Below are 20778 nucleotides of genomic sequence, written 5' to 3'. Positions count from 1 at the left end.
CCTTTTTATTTTTTGCATTGCAATCAGCCCCCCCTGTCAGGACACCCAGAGCATGACCACCCTGCTTGATAACAACTTCCTTGGCATTCAGCACCTCGGTGTTCCGGTCACGGACCTCGAAGCCTCCCGCGCCTTTTATGCCCGCCTGGGGTTTGAATGCGTCATGGAAAAAACCTTTGACGATAGCAAGGGCCCTGTGACCGCCCTGATGGTGCAGCGGGCCAATATGGTCATCGAGCTGTACCTGCTACCGGATGAGGAGCGTGCCGAGATTGGCCGTCGTCACGATGGTCATATCGACCATATCGCCTTTTCGGTGGCGGATATCGACCGGGCCTTCGCCGATATTCGCGCCGCCGGGTTCGAAACCCTGCAGCACGCCCCCATTAGGCTGCCCTTCTGGCGCCATGGCTGTCGCTACTTTTCCATTCGCGGCCCCGGTGGTGAAAAGCTCGAATTCAATCAGATTCTTGCCGCCTGAACCCGAAAACCGCACAGCGCCCTGTTCAACAAGGCGCTACGCTTAGCATCCCGACAATGGTTTAATGCCGCTAGCAACCCAATTAGGATTCACCCACTACGAATTACCAATCACCCATTACCCATTACCCATTACCATTTTCGAATCCCGATTCACCCATCACAGCACAGGAGATCGCCATGCCCGCTTTCAAGCCCCTGGCGCTGCTTGCTGCGCTGCTGCTGTGCCCTATTACGCAGGCGCAAGGCGACTCAAACCCGCAGCCCGCAACCAGGGCGCTGACCTCCATCGGCATCTCGGTATCCGACCTGGGTAACCCCTACTTCGTTGAAATCGCCCGGGGTGCCGAAAGGCGTGCGCGGGAACTCGGCGGCAGCCAGGTACGGGTACAGGTGGTCTCCAGCGCCTATGACCTGCCCCGCCAGGTGCGCCAGATCGATGCCTTTATCAGCGACGGTGTGCAGCTGATCCTGCTGTCGGCGGCGGACCGCGACGGCATCGCGCCTGCGGTACAGCGCGCCCGCGAAGCCGGCATCCGAGTGATTGCGGTGGATGTGGAGGCCGCCGGCGCCGATGCCACCATCACCACGGACAATCGCCTGGCCGGAACCCTGGCCTGCGACTACCTGGCACAGCGCATTGGCGGCACGGGCAAGGTAGTCATCATCAACGGTCCGGCGGTGTCCTCGGTGCTCGAACGGGTGCAGGGCTGTCACGACGCGCTGGCGGCCTTTGCCGGCATTGAAGTGCTATCCGACCGCGAGAACGGAGGCGGTGCCCGGGAAGGCGGACTCGAAAAAATGACGGCGCTTATGACTGCCTACCCTGATATCCAGGGCGTCTTTACGATCAATGACCCCTCGGCGCTGGGCGCAGAGCAAGCCGCCCATCAGGCCGGGCGCAGCAACTTTGTCATCGTCAGTATCGACGGCTCCCCCGCCGCCTTCGATCAGCTGAAAAGCGCCAGCAGCCTGCTCGAAGCCAGCGCCGCCCAGTTTCCAGGACGTATTGCCGAGCGCGCCGTGGATACCGGGCTGCAGCTGCTGCGCGGCGACACCCTTGCAGCGCAGCGCATTCTGATCAGGCCCGAACTCATTACCCGCGACAATGTGAATGACTATCGCGGCTGGAATACCCTGGGCGAAAGCAACCTCTCGCCCGCGGCGCCCTGATCCCAGTACCTTTTCTGGCTGGCAGTCTCAATTTTTAGTCGTACACTTTCCCCTTGATGCAGCCTGCGCGTTACACTGCCGGCACCGCCCTTGTTACCCACGGATAGAACATGTGCCCCAGTGCCAGCGAACAGACACGTCCGACACCCGAGACACAGGCGCATAAGCGCCAGGGCTTCTCCATTCTGGTGGTGGACGACGAAGCCGGCATTCGCGACTTCCTGCAGCGCGCCCTGCAGAAAGAATACAGCTGCGTTGAAACCGCCGCCTCCACCGAGGAGGCTGACCTGCTGCGGCAAAAACTGCATTTTGATCTGCAGATTGTCGATATCTGCCTGCCCGGGCGTTCCGGTGTGCAATGGCTGCAGGCACTGCAGGATGCCGGTAACCCGCCGGATACTATCTTCATGACCGGCTTCGCCGATATGAACACCGCCATAGAAGTACTGCGACTCGGTGCCTGTGACCTGATTCTCAAGCCGTTTCGCATCGAACAGATGCGCAAGGCCGTACAGCAGGTACTCGAACGCCGCCGCCTGGCACGGGAGAACTTTGTGCTGCGTCGCCGCCTCGACCATGGCGCTCCACTGGATTCCCTCATCGGCACCAGCCCGTCACTCGAAGCCATTCGCACTCTGGTGCGCCAGGTCGCGCCGGCGCCCTCTGCCGTGCTTATCGAAGGTGAAACCGGTACCGGCAAGGACCTGGTGGCCCGTGCCATACACCAGCAAAGCGGCCGTGCCGGCCCTTTTGTGCCCGTCAATTGCGGTGCCATTGCCCCCGAGTTGATGGAGTCCGAGCTCTTTGGCCATATCAAGGGCGCCTTCACAGGTGCGCATCAGTCCAGGCCCGGCCTGTTCAGCTATGCCGACGGCGGCACTCTGTTCCTGGATGAAATCGCCGAAATGCCCCTGCTGCTGCAAACCCGGCTACTGCGTATCCTGGAAGACGGTCGCATTCGCCCGCTGGGCACCGAACGCGATACCCCGGTGGATGTACGCATAATCGCGGCAACCAACCGCAGCCTGCGCCAGGCGGTCAGCGATGGCAGCTTTCGGCAGGATCTGTTTTACCGTCTTAACGTATTGCAGATCGAGGTTCCACCGCTGCGAGCGCGCCAGCAGGATATCAAGCTGCTGGCACAGCAACTGTCGGCCCGCCTGGCCGCTGAACTGGGCATGCCTGAGTTGCCCCTCAACCACGCCGACATGCAGGCACTGGAGGCCTACCCCTGGCCCGGTAACGTGCGGGAGTTGAAAAACCTGCTGGAACGCTGTCTGCTGCTGCGCACCCTGCCCCGGGATCTGCTGACAGCCACCAGCGAGACTTCCTCGGCAGGCGGTTACCCGCTGCACTGGACCCTGGATCAGGTCGAGGCCGACCACATAGACCGGGTGCTGCACAACAACGGCGGCAACAAGACAAGGGCGGCGGAGCAACTGGGCATCGCCCGCAAGACACTGGACCGCAAGCGCCAGGGCACCCATGATCGCGACTGAATCGCCTCTGCGCAGCCTCTGGCGCCGACTGCTGGGCAACCTGCGCTACCGCCTGCTGGCCCTGGTGCTTTTTCCACTGCTGCTGGTGTTACCCGGCGTCCTTGCCCTGGCCTATTACTGGAGCCACGAGGTGGGTTACCGGCACCTGCTGATGAAGGCCAATACAGACCTCGCCGTTGCCCACGAGTCTTTCGTCGCCACCCGCGAGCAGTACTTGCTGCGCCTGTCCCTGGCATCCGAGGCACTGCAGATGCGTCTGCCACTGCCGCAACTGACCAGAGCCCCCGCGACAGCTGCGCTTCTGGCACGCCTGCAGGGCGACACCGGTTTTGACTTTGTGCGCCTGCTGGATCTGCAGGGCTGCGACCTGCAACAACCGCTAAATTGCCGTTACCCAAAGAGCCCGCTGCTGCAACAGGCAAGGCTGCAGGGCGCGGTCAGTGGTGTCGAAGTTTTCAGCGCCGCCGAGCTCGCCGCCATAGATCCCCTGCTGGCCCGGCGCGCCTACCTAAAGCTCGTGCCCACCCCCTTTAGCCAGGCGTCGGACAAGACCGAGGAAGCCCGTGGCATGATGCTGCATTTTGCCTATCCACTGCGTAATGCCACGGGCCAGCCCGTCGCCATTGTTGCCGCCGGACTGCTGATGAACGGCAACCTGGCCTTTGTTGACCGTATCCGCGACATTGTCTATGGCCCTGGCAGCCTGCCCGCCGACAGCCAGGGCAACGTCACCCTGTTTCTGGATGACATTCGTATCACCACCAACGTGATTACCCAGATCCCGCGCGAGCGCGCTTTGGGTACGCGCGCCTCGGAACAGGTGCGCAACCAGGTACTGGAACGCGGCGAACGCTGGCTGGCCCGCGCCTTTGTTGTCGATGACTGGTACATTTCCGCCTACGAACCCGTGACCGACGTGCACGGCCAGCGTATCGGCATGCTCTATGCCGGCTTTCTCGAGGCGCCCTTCCTGCAGAGCTTTTACCAATGGCTGGAGCTGCTGCTGTGGCTATTCGCCCTGGGGCTCTTGCTGTGCATCAGCATTGCTGTGCTCGGCGCCCGCGCCATCTTCAAACCCATTGAGATTGTCGCAGACGTGATTGAGCAGGTCCGCAGTGGCCGGCGCCAGCGCATTCCGCTGCTTGCCGCCGACAACCAGGTCACCCTGCTGGCCACTCAGTTCAACGATATGCTCGACCAGCTGGATGCCCAGCACGACCAGATACAGCAGGCCGCCGCCTCGCTGGAGCTCAAGGTGGCCCAGCGCACCGACGAACTGCAGCAGCATATCCGCCTGCTGCAGCGCAGCCGCGAACAGCTGGTGGCCCAGGGCAAGCTGGCGGCCATAGGCGAACTCACCGCCGGCATTGCCCACGAGATCAACAACCCCACGGCGGTCATTCTGGGCTATATGGATCTGTTGCTGGAGGAGCTGGGCGACAGCGCGACACCGGTGCGTCGCGAAGCCCAGATGATTATCGATCAGGTCTACCGCATCCGTGCCATCATCACCAACCTGCTGCAGTTCTCCCGTCCCGAAACCGACAGCGACCCGCACCAGGCCATGGATCCCCACGGCGTTATCCGCGATAGCCGCCAGCTGGTGCAACATGCTCTTTCAAGCCGCGGCATTAAGCTGCAGCTGGATCTGCGCGCCAGTCGCTGGATCAGCGCCGACCCAATGCAGTTTCAGCAGGTGCTGATCAATCTGATCATGAACGCCATCAACGCCATAGCACCAGACCGCAGCGATGGCCGCATCAGCCTGCACAGCCGTGACCGCGGCGCGGATGGCGTGCTGGTGGCGGTACGGGACAACGGCTGCGGTATTGCCGCCGACCTGCAAACACGCATTTTTGACCCTTTTTTCAGCCGCACCCAGGGCGGCTCCGGCCTTGGGCTCTCGATCAGCTATCGCATCCTGCAACACGCCGGTGGCAGCATTTGCCTACGCTCACGCGAGGGTCGCGGCACAACCTTTTTTATCTCACTGCGTGCCGCCGACCCACAAATGCTCGCCAAGACTCTCCGCCAGACCGGGTCATAATGTCCCGTTGCACCCTTAAAACAGGGTCATTTTGACCCTGTTGCCAGTCTCTCCTGTCCCATAGAACCCCGCTCAACCTCCCCCGCAGGTCCGGCATTACAGGCTTTGTACATTCTGGCCCGGCGCTTGCTTTGCTTGTTGCGCGCAGATAGCCACGCACGGCATCTGCCACTGGTTTCCTGCAATAAAAATGAAGATAGCGGAGCAAGCTGTTATGTCTAACTCGTCAGGCCCCTTGGCATTTCTGCTCAAGGAAAGAATTGTGGCCAAGCCCGGCTTCAACCGTTGGCTGGTGCCGCCGGCATCCATCGCGATACATCTGTGTATAGGTTCGGTTTACGCCTGGAGCATTTTCAATCCACCCCTGATACGCCAGCATGGCGTTGTCACCAGCGCCGCCGATGACTGGTCCCTGAGTTCAGTGGTGTGGATATTCTCCACCGCTATCGTCTTCCTCGGCCTGGCGGCAGCACTGGGCGGAAAATGGCTGGAGAAAGTCGGTCCCCGTGCAGTCGGATTCCTCGCGGCCCTGTGCTGGGGAGGCGGCTTTCTGATCGGCAGTATCGGTATCAGCCTGGATCAGCTCTGGCTGCTCTACCTCGGTTACGGCGTCATTGGCGGCTGCGGCCTGGGGCTGGCCTATGTGTCGCCCGTCAGTACCCTGCTGCGCTGGTTCCCGGACAGACGCGGCATGGCGACCGGCATGGCCATCATGGGCTTTGGTGGCGGCGCCATGATAGGCGCACCACTGAAAACCTGGCTGCTGTCGATTTTCTACGAAGCCCCGCAGTACCTCGGCAGGGTGGCCGACATTAACCTCATCACCGAATCGGGTCGCCGTTTTGCAGAGGTTGCAGGCCAAAAGCTCGAAGTGGTGGTGGCGACCGCCGCCGACATGGCCAAGCTGCCTGTGTCGGGTCCTGAAGGTGTCTATGTGGTTGATACCGGCAACACCGGCGTGGCCAGCGTCTTTATCACCCTGGGCATTGTCTATTTCATCGTCATGACCATCGCCGCCTTCTCCTACCGGGTACCGCCGGATGGCTGGAAACCCGCCGGCTGGACACCCAAGGCCGATACTTCCGGCAAGACCCGTCTGATTACCGACAAGCATGTGCATATTGACCAGGCATTGAAAACGCCGCAGTTCTACCTGCTCTGGCTGGTGCTCTGCCTGAACGTAACCGCCGGCATTGGGGTTATAGGCGTGGCCAAGACCATGATGACCGAGATCTTCGGCACCACCTTGCCCAATATCGTGGATACGAGTTTCGCGGCCACCTATGTGTTGCTGATCAGCGTGTTCAACATGCTGGGGCGTTTTTTCTGGGCCTCGTCATCGGACTACATAGGGCGCAAGAACACCTTCCACTGCTTCTTCGTGCTGGGCATGGCACTCTATCTGTCGATTCCCTACTTCGCAGGCCAGGTCAGCAGCAATCCAAGCCTCGTATGGCTGGTACTCTTCTGCGCCGCCACCATGATCATCTTCACCATGTACGGCGGCGGCTTTGCCACTATCCCGGCGTATCTGGCAGATATCTTCGGTACCCTGCATGTCGGTGGCATTCACGGCCGTCTGCTCACCGCCTGGAGTACCGCAGGTGTGCTGGGGCCCTTTGCCATCACTTATCTGCGCGAGCAATCGCTGAATGATGCCATTAACAGCCTGGCCAGCCAGGTGGATCCGGCCGTATTCAGTGCCACCTTTGGCGCCGGACTCGACCAGTTGCAAACCCTGATGGCCTCCAACACAGTAACTCTGGGCCGCCTGATGGAAATTGCTCCTGCCGGCACTCTGGACCCCACACCCAGCCTGTACAACTCCACCATGTATGCCATGGCCGGCCTGCTGGTGGTGGCCTTTATCGCCAACATGAGCCTGCGCAAGGTGTCCGAAAAGCACCAGGTTCAGAATACCCACCCGGAGCTGGCGCCTGCGAGCTAAGCGACCAGCGCCGTACACCTCTGCGGTTCATCTCAAAAAAATCCCGTGTCAGCCAGGCTGACACGGGATTTTTTCATTCAGGCGCGCCACTTGTCCGCAGCGGTTATTCTTCGAGTTGTTTGAGCTTGCGATACAGGGTTGCGCGGCTAATGCCAAGAGTCGCGGCCGCGGCTGAAATGTTACCCTGGTGGCGGGCCAGCACCTCGCGTATCTGCACCAGTTCATTTTCTTTCAAGCTGCCCGCCGCCGAACAGCGTGGCGCCAGCAGGTCGTCCAGAAAATCATCGCTCAGATGATCAGTGCCGATGCAGCGCTCACCGGGTTCGAGCAGTGCCACCGCGGTTCTAAGCACCATCTCCAGCTGACGGATATTGCCCGGCCAGCCGTAACCTGAAAACAGCTCCTGTACCTCGCTATCCAGCGTCACACCGGCGGCCCCCAGGCCACTGAGCAGCTGGGCGGTAAGTGCATCCAGATCACTGCGTTCACGCAGCGCCGGCAAACGTACGCCAACGCCGTTAAGGCGATAGAAAAGATCCTCGCGAAACTCGCCGTCACGCACCCGCTGCTTGAGGTCATGGTGGGTGGCACAGATCAGCGCTATATCCAGACGGACTTCTTCACCGCCACCCAGGGGGGCTACGCAGCGTTCCTGCAAGACCCGCAGCAGGCGTGCCTGCAGCGCCACCGGCATATCACCGATCTCATCCAGAAAGAGCGTGCCACCGTTGGCCTGCTGAAAGCGCCCGACCATGCCACCCTTGCGCGAGCCGGTAAAGGCGCCTTCACGGTAGCCAAAGAGTTCGGATTCAATCAGGCCTTCGGGAATGGCGGCACAGTTGACCGCGACAAAGGGCTTGGCTGCACGGGCACTGTGGGCATGCAGCGCCCTTGCGATCACTTCCTTGCCGGTGCCGGTTTCACCGTTGAGCAGTATGGGCACATCAGCCATCAGTGCCCGTGGTCCTATGCGCAGCGCCCGCGCCAGGCGGGCATCGCCACCGGCCAGGTGCGACAGGTCCGCGGGCCTGGAGGCCGGCGTGCGATTAAAGGCGGGCTGGCGCAAGCCTGGCAATAATCTCGGCAAGGCGCGGGGAAACTGCAACATCTCGCAGAACAACTCGCCTGCGCGGCTTTGCAGACTGCCAACACCGTCGCGCAGACGCAGCGCCAGCAGGGTTTCCAGCGGCTCGCCCAGCACCTCTTCCACTGCCCGCCCCACCAGGCGCGTGCGGCTTGCGCCCAGCAACTGGCAGGCCTGCTCATTCAGCGCCTTAATGCGACCATCCAGGCTGATGGCCAAAAGACCATGCCAGACAGAGCCCAGATACTGGCGCCGGCTGTGAAATGACAGCAGCAGCACATCCGGACTGGCGCTGACAAAGAGCCGGTTTTCGATACTCTGGGCCGCCAGTTGCACTATGCCCAGGCTGTCCTGGGGCTGAATCAGTTGCCCTTCACGGGTCATGTCCAGCACCGCGACAACACGGCCATCGGCACTGCAGATGGGCGCCGAGATGCAGGAAAAATGTGTAACCGAATCGAGGAAGTGTTCGCTGCAATTCACCAGCGTGGGCCTGGCATCGACGATGGCCGTACCCAGGCCGTTGGTGCCGCGGGCCTGCTCGCTCCAGCAGGCACCCGGTACCAGGCCAAAGCGCTCGCGCAGCGACTTCTCGCGACAGCCTTCGGTGGTGAGAATGGTGGCATCGGCGTTGGCCAGCACCACCACCCCTGAATCACCAACCTGGCGGCTGAGCTGTTCCATTTCCGGTGCCGCCAGCTGGATCAGATCCTGGTGAGCGTCCAGCAGTTCGCGCAGGCCCGCCACCCTGGTATCGGCATCAAAGGGCCCGCGCAAACTGAGCCCCGCCCCGACACTGCGCCGCCAGGAGGCCTCGATTTCATCCCGCAGCAAACCGGACGGCACCTCGCCACACTCAAGCAGGCGGTTGCGTGCGATACGGATACCCTGCTGGGGATCATCGACCAGGGTTGGATGGAGTTTCGGGTGCATCGCGGCGCCTCGTTGTTCTTATTGGGTATAAACAGATAGGTATCAGCAGAATGCTGCTGGCTGCATGCGTGAAAACCTGCGCCTGACTGCTGTTACAGACATGAATCGAATTTACCACAGGCACCTGCAGGCACAAAACCGGCCCCGGCAAAATGCCGGGGCCGGTTGTCAGGGCCGCGATAAAGCGATGCCTGGGTCAGTGGACAAACACTTGCGCCGTGGAGATGGCCATATCGCCACCGGGCAATTGGATATTGCCGACCTTCTCCAGAGTGTCGGCATCATAGATGGCAACGTCGTTGTAGGTGCCGCCCAGATAGATCTTGCTGCCCGCCCGGTTAAAGGCGATGCAGTAGTAGGAATGGTCCAGCTCCGCCGCCTTGATCAGTTCCTGCTTTTCAATATCGTACTTGGCCAGGCGGTTAAGCACGCCAAACATCAGGTTGGGATCCTTGGGCGAGCGCGTACCGGTGAAATAGACCTCGGTAATGGGACCGAAATCCACGGTTTCGGTGGCGCCGGTGTCCAGATTCACGTTCATGTACCCCCAGAGCCAGTCGGCGGTATCAGGATTCTGGATTTCATCCTGAAACCTGGCCGTGGTGTAGAGAATGGTGAAATCCCGCGTGGCGGTCTGGATAGGCCAGACACTCAGCACATCCGGTGGCGCGTAGTTGGGCCGCGTCCAGTTGCGACTGGCAATGGCGACGGTACGCTCACCGGTCTCTACATCCACCTTGTAGATATCGGCACCGGCCATATACAGACTGCCATCGCTGCCCGCCTGCATGACCGTCACCTGGCGCGGCGCCTCGAAGGTACGCACCGGCTTGGCATTGAGGCCTGCATCAGCCTTGTATACCGCCAGGCGGGGCTGCAGCACACGATAGTGGTCTCGGTTCAGCAGCGTCGGGTTCTGTACCGTATAGATTTCGTCGCCCGCAGGGCTGATGGCAAAGGCAAAAATCGACTTTGTGCGCTCATTGGGCGCCTGTGACATGGCGGCATGAAATACCACTTCGCAGGTGTCGAGGTTAACGCCGTAGATATCCTCGTAGTGATTATTGAGCACGTAGGCGGTCTGGCGATCCGGTGCCATCTGAATGGCGCCGGGGCCAAAAGAATCCGGCATCTCGCAGCTCTTGTAGATCGAGTCCGTGGCCAGATCCAGCACGTGCAGGTTATTGGGGTAATTGGCGACGACCATGTATTCATGGCCTTCTTCCAGCGCCGGTCCTGCGGCCAGGCCGCTTGGGCTGTAAGCCGTCAGGCCCGCAAGCAGAGCCGCTACGCCAAACGCGGCGGCGCGGTGCATTAACTGTTTTTTCATGGGTATTCTGCTCCGTGCGCGTGTTATTTGTCTTTGGGGAACACGGTTCCCAGGTTGCGCCAGTCATCTTTCGAGCTCATGGCGTCCTTGTTCCAGTCGGGGTAGGTATTCATCATGTCCGGTACCTGGGCCGGCCACCAGCAGGGATCGGCGCAGCCATAGAGGTCGGACTCCATGGGCTGGCACAGGGAGGTCACAGAACCAAAGGCATCGATTTCCCAGCCAGGGTCCGTGGTGGCGGTACAACCCGCCAGGGAGCTCATGGCCATAACATCCTCGACGGCGTCATCGTCTACCGCATTGGTCAGCAGTTGTGCCTTGTTGTTGATTGCTCGCAAATGTTTCATAGCAGTTCTCCGTTACAGGCGCCCCGCGGGGGCGCCGTGGCACAGGCCTCAGTGGGCCTGGCGCGGCGTAATGTATTGATCGATAAAGGCGGGATTGGCCGCCATGATCCGGCTGTAAACCTGAATGCCGAAGTCCACCCAGTCGCGCATCAGATCGCAGTAGTGATAGGTTGGATGGGTCGGGTCGCCATAGCGGGCATAGCTTTCGTGGTAACAGCCGCCTGAACAGAGGTTGCGGATGCGGCAGTCCTGGCAGCCGGTATCGGTACGATCCAGCCGCTGGGACAGGAAATCGCCGAGCTGGGCATGCTGCACACCGTCGCGCACATTGCCAAAGGTGGGCAGGCTGGAGCCGGTAAAGCGGTGACACAGGTTCAGTTCACCTTCGTGATCCACCGCCAGCATCTTCAGGCCGGCACCGCAGGGCAGCGCTTTCTTGTGGCCTTCATGGATATCGGTAATCAGCTGATGCAGGTTGGAAAAGCCGATATTGCGATGCTCCAGCGCAGCCTCCAGGTAGACCTGCCCCAGGCGTTTCATGCTGGCAAACACCTCGATCAGCTCCTCGCCACTGAGGTTGAAGTCGCTGATATCCCCCGAGGTCACCGGGGCAAAGCCGACTTCGGCGAAGCCCAGCTCATTGAACAGGTGGTCCCAAATGTTTTCCACATCGGTGATGCCCCGGGTCAGGGTAACGCGGGCACCCACGGGGCGGGAGTCGTAGCGTTTAAGCAGCCATTCCACCTTGCGCCGCACCACCTCGTAGGTGCCATTGCCACCCACGGTGATGCGGTTCTTGTCGTGAATCGCCTTGGGGCCATCGATGCTCACCGACAGGCCGAAGCGGTGGGCGTTGAGCCAGTCGATAATCTCTTCGTTCAGCAGAGTCGCGTTGGTGGTCATGACAAAGTCCACCGCCTTGCCCAGTGCCGGGAAGCGGGTTTCGCAGTAATCCACCACCTGCTGGATCAGCGGCCGGTTGCTCAGCGGCTCACCACCGAAGAACACCACTGTGTAGCGCTTTTCATCCGGCGACTCTCGCAGCAGCATCTCGACCGAGTCCTTCGCCGTCTCGAAGCTCATGCGCTTGCCGGCGGACGGCGTGTCCAGATCTTCCTTGTAGCAGTAGGTACAGCTGAGGTTGCAGCCGGTATTGACGTTCAGCACCACCGTTGTGAGCGGAAACTGATCCACCCGCCGGGTGCCGATTTCATCGGTCAGCGGCGAGCCGTCATTGATCAGCTCCAGCGCCTTGAGCTCGCGCAGGGTGTCGCTGATGTCCTGCTGCGGGTAACGCCCGCCAAGCTGACCAATCAGCTCGGAGGGCAACTGTGCCTGCTGACGCAGCAGGTCAATAATATCGCCGCAGGCGCCGTCCAGGGCAAACAGCGAGCTGGTAGGAATATGAAACAGCATGCGGTCATCGCCGACCTGTACTTCATGCAGATTGCGTTCAACAAGATTAAATAGTGCGCCCATGGGTATATCCTCAAGCCGAGGTTAGTGGTGCGAATTTGCGTCTGGTGGCCGATTGCGCGATCACGGAATCGGCGGATTGTTCCAGCGCTGCACCGTCACGATCATCTGTGCGCTGCCACTCAGGCTCTGGCCATCTTCTTCAACGCTGGCCACGACCTTGAGGTTGCCGGCATTGTTGGTGCTCATGCGCCTTTCAGGGTTAGGCCCGGCGGCACCTGGCGTAAAGCGTCCGGTCACCGCATCGATCACGCCGGCAAAGCGGGTATCTTCGTCTTCTGCGGCGCGCTCATCGAAGGGCTCCACCGACCAGCTGGCGGGGACTATGCCGATACGGTAGTCATCATCCGTGTTGGCGATACCATCGGTGCCCGCCGCCCAGGCTTCGGCATCAAACAGGCCGTATACCCGAGGCGTGGAGCTGCCATTGCCGCCAATGCGAGACACGCTGTATTCAGGCAGCACCCGGATACGGGCGATGCTGTCGTACAGACTAAAGGAAACAGGTTCGCTGTCGCCGACGCGCACCTCACGCAACCCAGTCGCATCCTGGGCAGCGCTGACCCGCAGGCGAATGGTGTCTTCAGTGCGCTGCAAAACCTCATCAATGGTAACGCCCTCGCCCAGCACGATGTCGCCGGCAAGGCCCGCGCCCACCAGGGTGATATCCGCACTGCTGCCCGCCTTGAGATAGCCGGGCTGCACCGCCAGCAATTGCGTGCTGTCGGCCTGCAGGCGTGCACCGCGGATATCAAAACCCACTTCATCGTGCTCGGTTTCAAACATGCGCCCGCTGATACGATCGCCATCCAAAGCAAACACTTGGCGCATGGCAACGCCGTCGACCTCAATCTCGCCACGCCACTCATAACCGGTATAGACGATGGCCTGGCCGCTGCCGCTAAGCGCCGTGCCATCGGCGTACTGGCCGACCAGCTCCAGGCTGTACAGGTCATCACCGCTGCGACGTGCGCTCAGGGTTGCGTTCATTTCGCCCCGTCCGGGAATCTGACCGATCAGGCGCCACTGTCCGGCAGGGTCCGCCTTGGCACTGGCCTGCCACTGGGTCCAGGCATCGGATTCCAGCCCATAGGTATCGGCCAGTTCGGGCACCATTGTGTCCAGTGCCAGGTTCAACCAGTCGCGATCGCGTCCCAGGGCCTGGTATTCGGTGGTGGGCCATTGCCCCAGGTGAAAGTGGACCAGGTGTTCCCACTCCGCCGCCGGCCTGCGCTGCAGGGCCACACGGGCACCGGAATGACAGCGGGCACAGGTCTGGGTGAAGGCCTCGGACTCGAAGCTCTCCATGGTGTTCAAACGGCGTTCCAGTGCGTAGCGAGCGCCGGCGGTTTCACTGGGCGCAAGACCCTGGCGGTCTGCCAGGTATTTGACCAGGGTGCGCCGATCTTCATCGCTGATTTGCAACCCGTGCATGACCTGCATGCGGGCAATGGACATCAGCCAGCCTTCCGGCGTCTTGCGCTGATGGCTGATACGGCTCCAGTTGCCATCGGGCTCGGCGGTATGACAGGCGGCACAGGTTTGGCCCATGATTTTCTGGGCATCGGTTTCGGCCAGCGCCGGCGTGCAGGCCAGGGCAACGGCCATGGGCAGCAGACGCCACCTCAGGTGCAGACGTGCATAGTTTTTATTCAAGGTCAGACCTCCTTGGTTGCAGGGTCATGCAGAAGCACTGGAACAGACTCACAACCGTGGCCCGTTCCTTTGCGAATAACAAGAGCACGCTCCGTGCCACAAGAACAAAAACACTATTTATCAATACCTTACATACTTACAGACGCCCATCAGCGCCGTCATCAACGGGCCTTGGCTGTCTTAATCCGCGACAACTGTTACAAACTGATACAACCCGCAGCACCCTGATACTACGGCCAGGCTTACCCTGCCCTGCATCAATTTTTAACGCCCGTCTCAATTTGCGACAGAACGGCCTGGAGGCATCCCGCCGGCCCGCCCATTCAATGGAAATTTTAATCTTTTAAAAACAATAGGATATGAAACAGACGCTAGCCTGGCACGGCTGTTGCGATAGTCCGCATGACACCGACACAACAACAAAGGTTAAGTGCAATGAGCTCCTATACCCTGCGTGCCGATACCGCGGCCTTTATCGATCAGCCCCACCAGCTTCTGATTGGCGACCAGCGTCCCGAAGCCAGCAACCAGCAGCGCATCGACGTGCTGAACCCCGCCACCGGCAAGCTGCTGACCAGCGTGGCCGCGGCCAGCAAGGACGATGTCAATGCGGCGGTGGCCTGTGCAAGGCGCACCTTCGAAAATTCGGCCTGGAGCCGCATGAAACCGGCGGATCGCGAACTGCTGTTGTGGCGCTTTGCGGACCTGGTGGAAAAGAACGCCGACATGCTGGCCGAACTTGAGTGCATGGATAATGGCAAGAGCCTGGGTATCGCCCGGGCGGTGGATATCCAGCTTGGCATCAACTTCATGCGCTACATGGCCGGCTGGGCCACCAAGATCGAGGGCAACAGCGTTGATGTATCCATGCCCTTTATGCCGGACGGTCAGTTCCACGGCTACACGCGCCGCGAGCCGCTGGGCGTTGTCGGCGCCATCGTGGCCTGGAACTTCCCGTTGCTGCTGGCCATCTGGAAGATTGCACCGGCGCTGGCGACCGGCTGCACCATCGTCCTCAAACCGGCTGAAGACACCCCTCTCACCGCCCTGAAGCTGGCTGAGCTGGCACTGGAAGCGGGCTATCCGCCGGGCGTACTGAACGTGGTAACGGGCCTGGGACAGGACGCCGGCGCGGCACTGTCGGCTCATCCGGATATCGACAAGCTCACGTTCACCGGGTCCACGCCGGTGGGCAAGATGATTGGCAAGGCGGCCATGGATAGCATGACCCGCGTGACCCTGGAGCTGGGCGGCAAGTCCCCCACCATAGTGCTGCCGGATGCGGACCTGGCCAGCGCCGCCCAGGGTGCGGCCAATGCGATCTTCTTTAACCAGGGACAGGTCTGCTGCGCCGGTTCGCGCCTGTACGTGCACCGCAAACACTTCGACAATGTGGTCGCCGATATCAGCGGCATCGCAGGCAGTATTCGCCTGGGCAACGGCATGGACCCGAGCGTACAGATGGGCCCCCTGGTCTCGGCCAAGCAGCAACAGCGGGTATTCGGCTATATCGAGCAGGGGCGTGAAAGCGGCGCCTCCATCGCCGCCGGCGGTACCATGAGCGGCCCCGGTTTCTTCGTGAGCCCCACCGTGATCGCCGATGTGGATCACCGCTCGCCCCTGGTGCAGGAAGAAATCTTCGGACCCGTACTGGTCGCCATGCCGTTTGACGACATCGACGAGGTTGTGCGCATGGCCAACGACAGCCCCTACGGTCTGGGCGCCAGTATCTGGTCCAACGACCTGTCGGCGGTGCATCGCATGATTCCGCGTATCAAGTCCGGCAGTGTCTGGGTCAACTGCCATACGGCGCTGGACCCGGCCCTGCCCTTTGGCGGCTACAAGCAGTCCGGCCTTGGGCGGGAAATGGGGGCTGAGGTGATTCACCACTATACCGAGGTCAAATCGGTTCTGATGCAGATCTGATCCTCGCCTGCAGCGGCGCTATACTGGATGTGAAACCAGTTGGCGCCGCCCATGCTTGGGGCCCGCGCCTGTTCAATCAGGGAGATCCAGCATGAACAAGTTCAATATCGAAGCCTGGTACAAACCCGAGGGCGCCCAGAAGTCCTCGCCCCAGGGACTGATCAGGTTCAGAGTTACCGCCGACATGCATCTGAAACTTGCCGCCGCCGAGGATCAGCTCAGTGACAGCAATGACCGGCTGGAGCTGGACATCGATATAGAGCAGGACGGCCTTGAACTGGAAACCCCGCCGGAATGCGGCGCACTGAAAGACTGCAAGTTTCATGTCTACCGCCATCGCAATGATGAACGCGGACACTTTTTCCTGGTTGGACACCGCGTCAGCGACGATGCCCTGGTCTACTCGAACGCCATAGTGATCGACCAGCTGGGCTGATTCTCCGTTCACTATCAGCGCACAACAGCCCTTCCCGCAGGCGCAACCAGAGGTCTCCCATCCCGACCTCTGGTCACCCTCATACCCATAGGCACCAGGCCATGGTCTGCTAGCCACCTGCGCACCACGGCTGCCATAGTCCATCGCATTACAAGATAATATTCACGACCTAAATGCCCAAATTTACAAGGACATCGCTACTTTACGGACAATAAAATATGTTTTATGCATCGATTTGCGAAATATATTCACCTTCCCTAAGATAGAACGCTCAGCAAAAAACACTATGGAGAGTTGGATGAAACGCACATTGACCGCGCTGCTACTGAGTTTAGTCAGCACACTGCCCCTGGCCGATACCCTGGATGACGCCAAGGCATCGGGCAAGCTGACACTGGCTGTGGCCAACGAGATTCCCTATGGCTACCTGTCCTCGGACGGAGAAGCCAAGGGCGAAGCGCCTGAAATAGCACTGCGGACACTCAAGGCACTGGGTATTGATAATGTCGAAGTGCTGGTCACCGAGTTTGGCTCGCTGATCCCCGGACTCAAAGCCGGACGTTTCGATGTTATTGCCGCCGGCATGTATATCAATCCCAAGCGCTGCGAACAAATTCTGTTTTCCAACCCCACCTACACCATCGGCGAAGGCTTTCTGGTAAAAACCGGCAATCCCCTGACGCTCACAGGCTACAACGACATCAAGACCCAACCGGATCTTAAGCTCGGCGTTATGGCCGGTGCCGTTGAGTTCGGTTATGCCAAGGACTTTGGCATAGCGCTCGATCAGATTGTCACCTTGCCGGACTACCCCAGTGGTGTTGCGGCCCTCAAGGCTGGCCGCGTCGATGCGCTGGCCGGTACCGTGCTCACCATGGCAGAGCTTGGCAAAAAAAGTGATGCCGTAGAACTGGCCCAACCCTTCGAGGATCTGGTCATCGACGGCGACAAGGTCAATGGCTACGGCGGCTTTGGTTTCCGCCGCGGTGACGAAGGCCTGCGCGACGCTTTCAACACGCAACTGGCCGCCTTTATCGGCAGTGAAGAGCATCTGGCCCTGGTGGAACCCTACGGTTTTGGCGCCCATACCCTGCCGGGTGATGTCACCACCGCACAGCTGTGCCAGCCCTGAATGGCCCGCAGGCCCCTTGGCACTTAGCGCAGCTAACGGCAACTAGCCAGCAGCCCGTCAACCGCTTGCAGACAGAGCGCCCCTTTAAGGGGCGCTACTCTTGGCACGTATTGCAACGGACAGGCTTAGCAACAGGTTCATTCACGGCCCCGCTGCCGGAACCCTGATAGCCCACTCCCTAGCGCGTTGCACCGCTATAAAAGGGCTCTTCGGCGCACAAAGCCAGGCCATGTCTGCTAAGGAACACCACCGATGCCTGTTTCCGAAATACTGGCCGCCTTGATGAGCGGTGCCGTCATCACGATGAAAATCGTGGTCATGGCGCTGCCGCTGGCGACCCTGATGGCATTTGCCGCCGGCCTGATGCGCTTGAGTAAGCGCCGCTCACTGAGCTGGCTCGCCATCGTCTATATAGAATTTGTCCGCGGCACCTCGGCCCTGATCCAGCTCTACTGGATCTACTTTGTACTGCCCCTGTTTGGCCTCAGTATCGATGCCGTCACCGCCGGTGTCGTAGCCCTGGGACTCAATATAGGCGCCTACGGTGCAGAGGTGGTGCGCGGTGGCCTGCTGTCGGTCGACAAAGGCCAGACAGAGGCGGCCATTGCGCTCAACTTTAGGCCGCGCCAGCGTCTGTGGCGCATCATCATGCCCCAGGCCCTCGTCGGCATGATGCCGCCCTTTGGCAACCTGGCGATCGAACTGGTCAAGGCCACCTCGCTGGTCAGCCTGATCACTATCGCCGACCTGACCTACCGGGCCAAATCACTGGCCGACATGACACTGCAGGTCGAGCAGATCTTCGGCCTGGTGCTGGTGTTCTATTTCGTGATGGCACAGGCGTTGAACCTGGGCCTGCGCGCGCTGGAAAAGCGCCTGGGCAAAGGCATGGATCGTGGGGGGCTGACATGATCAGACGACGTCACCTGAGCATCGTTGACCGCGCACAGAGCACGGAGGTTCTGTTTTGATAGAGTTTGACTGGGACTGGGCGTTTGCCTGGGAAGTGCTGCCACTGCTGCTCGACGCCTGCCTGATCACACTGCAGGCGACCCTGCTGGGCAGCATGCTGGCCATTATCCTGGGCCTGGTACTGGCGCTGCTGCGGCGCAGCCGCTTCAAAGCGGTGTCCTACAGTGCCTACTGGTGGATGGAGTTCGTACGCAGTACGCCGCTGCTGGTACAAATCTACTTTCTTTATTACGTGGCCCCGGAATGGGGACTGAATATGTCACCGATGGTCACCGGTGTGATAGCGCTGGGCATGCACTACGGTGCCTACCTGTCGGAGGTTTTTCGCAGCGGCATCGACGGTGTCGAAAAGGGTCAGTGGGAAGCCTCTATCGCGCTCAACCTGTCACCCTATAGAACCTACCGGGATGTGATTCTGCCCCAGGCATTGCGTTCGATGATTCCGGCCAGTGGCAATTACATCATTGCCATGTTCAAGGAAACGCCGCAATTGTCGGCCATTACCCTGCTGGAGATGCTGCAGCTGGCCAAAATCATGGGGTCAGAGAACTTCCGCTACCTCGAACCCTTTACCCTGGTGGGCCTGATCTATCTGGTGCTGAGCCTCGTGGCGAGTTCCGGTATTCGCCTGGCCGAACGCCGCTTTCCGAAAGAAGGATTTACCCTCTCATGAGTGACTATGCCATCGAATTTGACAATGTCACCAAGCGCTTTGGTGACAACCTGCTGTTTGAAAACTTCAATCTGAAAATCAGACAGAATGAGATAGTGTCTATTATCGGCTCCAGCGGGTCCGGTAAATCCACCTTGCTGCGTATCCTCATGACACTGGAGACCATAGACGCCGGCCAGGTTCGAGTGCAGGGCGAGTCGCTGTGGCACATGCAGAAAAATGGCGCCTGGAAAACGGCCAGTGAGCGCCATCTGCACCGCATGCGCGGCCAGCTCGGCATGGTGTTCCAGCACTTCAACCTGTTTCCCCACATGACAGTGCTGCGCAATATTACCGAAGCCCCGATGCATGTACTGGGGCAGTCAAAGGAGACTGCCAGGGCCCAGGCCCTGGAGCTGCTTCGCCTGGTCGGGCTGGAGGACAAAACCGACGCCTACCCGAGCGAACTCTCCGGTGGCCAGAAGCAGCGTGTTGGCATCGCCCGCGCGCTGGCAATGAAGCCGAGCATACTGTTGCTGGACGAAATCACCTCGGCACTGGACCCGGAGCTGGTCGACGAAGTACTCGAAGTCATCCGCAAGCTGGCCGCCGACGATGCCTTTACCATGATCCTGGTGACCCACGAGATGTACTTCGCCCGGGAAATCAGCGATCGAGTGTGTTTTTTCGATGCCGGGAAGGTGATCGAAGAAGGCCCGCCTGAACAGATTTTTACCCAGCCGGAGCATGAACGTACCCGCGCCTTCCTCAGTTCATTCTTGTCGGTTTAGCCATTTTTCTGCCCATAAAAAAATCCCCGCCAGGCAGGGCCTGGCGGGGACAATAATCAACGGTCAGAGCAAGGTGCAACAAGGCAGGATGGCGGAGCTTTTGGGAATGTCATCCAACAGAACCTGCCGACATTCCCACCACCGCTGCCGGGCGAGAGCCATAGAGCCCCCACTGCAGATAGCCCCATTGTGCCCCGTTCCCTGACACCAGACCCTTGGTCTTAGGTGCCTGAGAGCTACAACTTTAGCGCCGGCCCCAGGTGGTCAGACCGGTAGCGAAACCCTCATTCCAGCCGATACTGATTCAGCTCCACCGTGATATGCACCAGCTCCTCCTGTACCTGCAGGCATTCACGGAACACATCCGCAGTGGTCTCCTGCGCCACAGCCAGGGCCAGAATACAGGCATATTTGCCCTTGCCGACCCGCCAGACATGCAGGTCAGTAATCTTGGCATCAACGGGCCCCGCGTGAATCTGCTGTCGGATCTTCGCCACCACCGGTGCATCCATCTCGGCATCGAGCAATACTCGCCCGGTATCCCGTATCAGGCCCAGGGCCCAGATCGTTACCAGCACAGCACCGACAATGCCCATCACCGGATCCAGCCAGGCCGCACCCCACAGTTTGCCGCCAATAAGCGCCACTATGGCGAGCACAGATGTAGCCGCATCGGTGATCACATGCAGATAGTACTTCTATCTTCCAGGTGCCAAAGGCAAAACGCTGGTCACCGGCAAAACGCCGGGCCGCTGCGTAGGCCAGCACCGAAAGTCCCAGTGCCAGGGTATGAGAACTCATGTGCCAGCCGTCGGCCAGCAGCGCCATGGAGTTGTAAAGCCAGCCGCCGCTAATTTCCAGCACCATCATGATCGTGGTCAGCATCAGCGCCCAGA

At 60.2% G+C, this 20778-nt stretch carries 17 protein-coding genes and 1 pseudogene; 11 read left to right on the top strand and 7 right to left on the bottom strand.

Going from position 1 to position 20778, the window contains the following annotated elements; translation table 11 throughout:
- Positions 1–52: 52 nt before the first annotated feature.
- From A8C75_RS10990 to A8C75_RS10970, 5 genes are all read left to right on the top strand, one after another.
- On the top strand, positions 53–481 hold the full coding sequence (locus A8C75_RS10990; RefSeq protein ID WP_067381981.1) for a VOC family protein: 429 nt from the start codon (positions 53–55) through the stop codon (positions 479–481).
- Positions 482–660: 179 nt separating this feature from the next.
- Positions 661–1653, top strand: coding sequence for an ABC transporter substrate-binding protein (locus tag A8C75_RS10985; RefSeq protein ID WP_084783980.1), 993 nt, complete (start codon positions 661–663; stop codon positions 1651–1653).
- A 110-nt stretch (positions 1654–1763) separates the two neighbouring features.
- Entirely contained in the window at positions 1764–3152 is a 1389-nt protein-coding gene (locus tag A8C75_RS10980; RefSeq protein WP_084783978.1) for a sigma-54-dependent transcriptional regulator, read from the top strand.
- On the top strand, positions 3139–5199 hold the full coding sequence (locus A8C75_RS10975) for a sensor histidine kinase (protein ID WP_067381978.1): 2061 nt from the start codon (positions 3139–3141) through the stop codon (positions 5197–5199). Before A8C75_RS10980 ends, A8C75_RS10975 begins: the two co-directional genes overlap by 14 nt.
- A 214-nt stretch (positions 5200–5413) precedes the next feature.
- On the top strand, positions 5414–7147 hold the full coding sequence (locus A8C75_RS10970) for an OFA family MFS transporter (protein WP_067381975.1): 1734 nt from the start codon (positions 5414–5416) through the stop codon (positions 7145–7147).
- Positions 7148–7250: 103 nt separating this feature from the next.
- On the opposite strand, the gene A8C75_RS10965 is transcribed toward A8C75_RS10970, so the two are convergent.
- The 5 genes from A8C75_RS10965 to peaA form a co-directional block, all read right to left on the bottom strand.
- Positions 7251–9164 carry a sigma-54-dependent Fis family transcriptional regulator gene (locus A8C75_RS10965; protein ID WP_067381972.1) on the bottom strand — a complete coding sequence of 638 codons (1914 nt, stop codon included), beginning with the start codon at positions 9162–9164 and terminating at the stop codon, positions 7251–7253.
- Between the two features lie 196 nt (positions 9165–9360).
- Positions 9361–10494 (bottom strand): quinohemoprotein amine dehydrogenase subunit beta, encoded by a 1134-nt coding sequence (gene peaD / locus A8C75_RS10960; RefSeq protein ID WP_227819889.1) that lies wholly within the window; start codon positions 10492–10494, stop codon positions 9361–9363.
- A gap of 23 nt (positions 10495–10517) precedes the next feature.
- Positions 10518–10841 carry a quinohemoprotein amine dehydrogenase subunit gamma gene (gene qhpC, locus A8C75_RS10955; protein ID WP_067381969.1) on the bottom strand — a complete coding sequence of 108 codons (324 nt, stop codon included), beginning with the start codon at positions 10839–10841 and terminating at the stop codon, positions 10518–10520.
- Positions 10842–10889: 48 nt separating this feature from the next.
- The gene (gene peaB / locus A8C75_RS10950; RefSeq protein WP_067381968.1) at positions 10890–12320 is read right to left on the bottom strand and encodes a quinohemoprotein amine dehydrogenase maturation protein; all 1431 of its coding nucleotides are present in this window, start codon (positions 12318–12320) and stop codon (positions 10890–10892) included.
- Positions 12321–12380: 60 nt separating this feature from the next.
- Positions 12381–13973: a quinohemoprotein amine dehydrogenase subunit alpha gene (gene peaA, locus A8C75_RS10945; RefSeq protein WP_227819888.1), complete on the bottom strand. Its 1593-nt coding sequence runs from the start codon at positions 13971–13973 to the stop codon at positions 12381–12383.
- Positions 13974–14408: 435 nt separating this feature from the next.
- Between peaA and A8C75_RS10940 the strand changes: the two genes are divergently transcribed.
- The 6 genes from A8C75_RS10940 to ehuA all read left to right on the top strand — a co-directional run bounded on the left by A8C75_RS10940 (position 14409) and on the right by ehuA (position 19882).
- A complete protein-coding gene (locus A8C75_RS10940) occupies positions 14409–15899 on the top strand; it encodes an aldehyde dehydrogenase family protein (RefSeq protein ID WP_067381965.1) in 1491 nt (496 codons plus the stop codon).
- A 91-nt stretch (positions 15900–15990) separates the two neighbouring features.
- A complete protein-coding gene (locus tag A8C75_RS10935; RefSeq protein ID WP_067381963.1) occupies positions 15991–16335 on the top strand; it encodes a hypothetical protein in 345 nt (114 codons plus the stop codon).
- 298 nt (positions 16336–16633) lie between these two features.
- A complete protein-coding gene (ehuB, locus tag A8C75_RS10930) occupies positions 16634–17467 on the top strand; it encodes an ectoine/hydroxyectoine ABC transporter substrate-binding protein EhuB (RefSeq protein WP_067381960.1) in 834 nt (277 codons plus the stop codon).
- A gap of 252 nt (positions 17468–17719) precedes the next feature.
- Positions 17720–18379 carry an ectoine/hydroxyectoine ABC transporter permease subunit EhuC gene (ehuC, locus tag A8C75_RS10925; protein ID WP_067381957.1) on the top strand — a complete coding sequence of 220 codons (660 nt, stop codon included), beginning with the start codon at positions 17720–17722 and terminating at the stop codon, positions 18377–18379.
- A 55-nt stretch (positions 18380–18434) separates the two neighbouring features.
- Positions 18435–19112 carry an ectoine/hydroxyectoine ABC transporter permease subunit EhuD gene (gene ehuD / locus A8C75_RS10920; protein WP_227819887.1) on the top strand — a complete coding sequence of 226 codons (678 nt, stop codon included), beginning with the start codon at positions 18435–18437 and terminating at the stop codon, positions 19110–19112.
- The gene (gene ehuA, locus A8C75_RS10915; protein WP_067381954.1) at positions 19109–19882 is read left to right on the top strand and encodes an ectoine/hydroxyectoine ABC transporter ATP-binding protein EhuA; all 774 of its coding nucleotides are present in this window, start codon (positions 19109–19111) and stop codon (positions 19880–19882) included. The genes ehuD and ehuA overlap by 4 nt, the downstream gene beginning before the upstream one ends.
- 284 nt (positions 19883–20166) lie before the next feature.
- Here ehuA and A8C75_RS24180 read toward each other — a convergent pair whose 3' ends face one another.
- Together A8C75_RS24180 and A8C75_RS24260 are read right to left on the bottom strand one after the other, a co-directional pair.
- Positions 20167–20565 (bottom strand): cation diffusion facilitator family transporter, encoded by a 399-nt coding sequence (locus tag A8C75_RS24180; protein WP_269465731.1) that lies wholly within the window; start codon positions 20563–20565, stop codon positions 20167–20169.
- Between the two features lie 21 nt (positions 20566–20586).
- Positions 20587–20767 (bottom strand): annotated as a pseudogene (locus A8C75_RS24260) (cation efflux transmembrane domain-containing protein); the annotation flags it as partial.
- Positions 20768–20778: the final 11 nt, after the last annotated feature.

Origin of the sequence: Marinobacterium aestuarii (genome assembly GCF_001651805.1) — a bacterium.
Lineage (GTDB): Bacteria > Pseudomonadota > Gammaproteobacteria > Pseudomonadales > Balneatricaceae > Marinobacterium_A > Marinobacterium_A aestuarii.
Note: the sequence above shows the minus strand (reverse complement) of the source record. Positions and strands in the feature narration are given on the sequence as shown.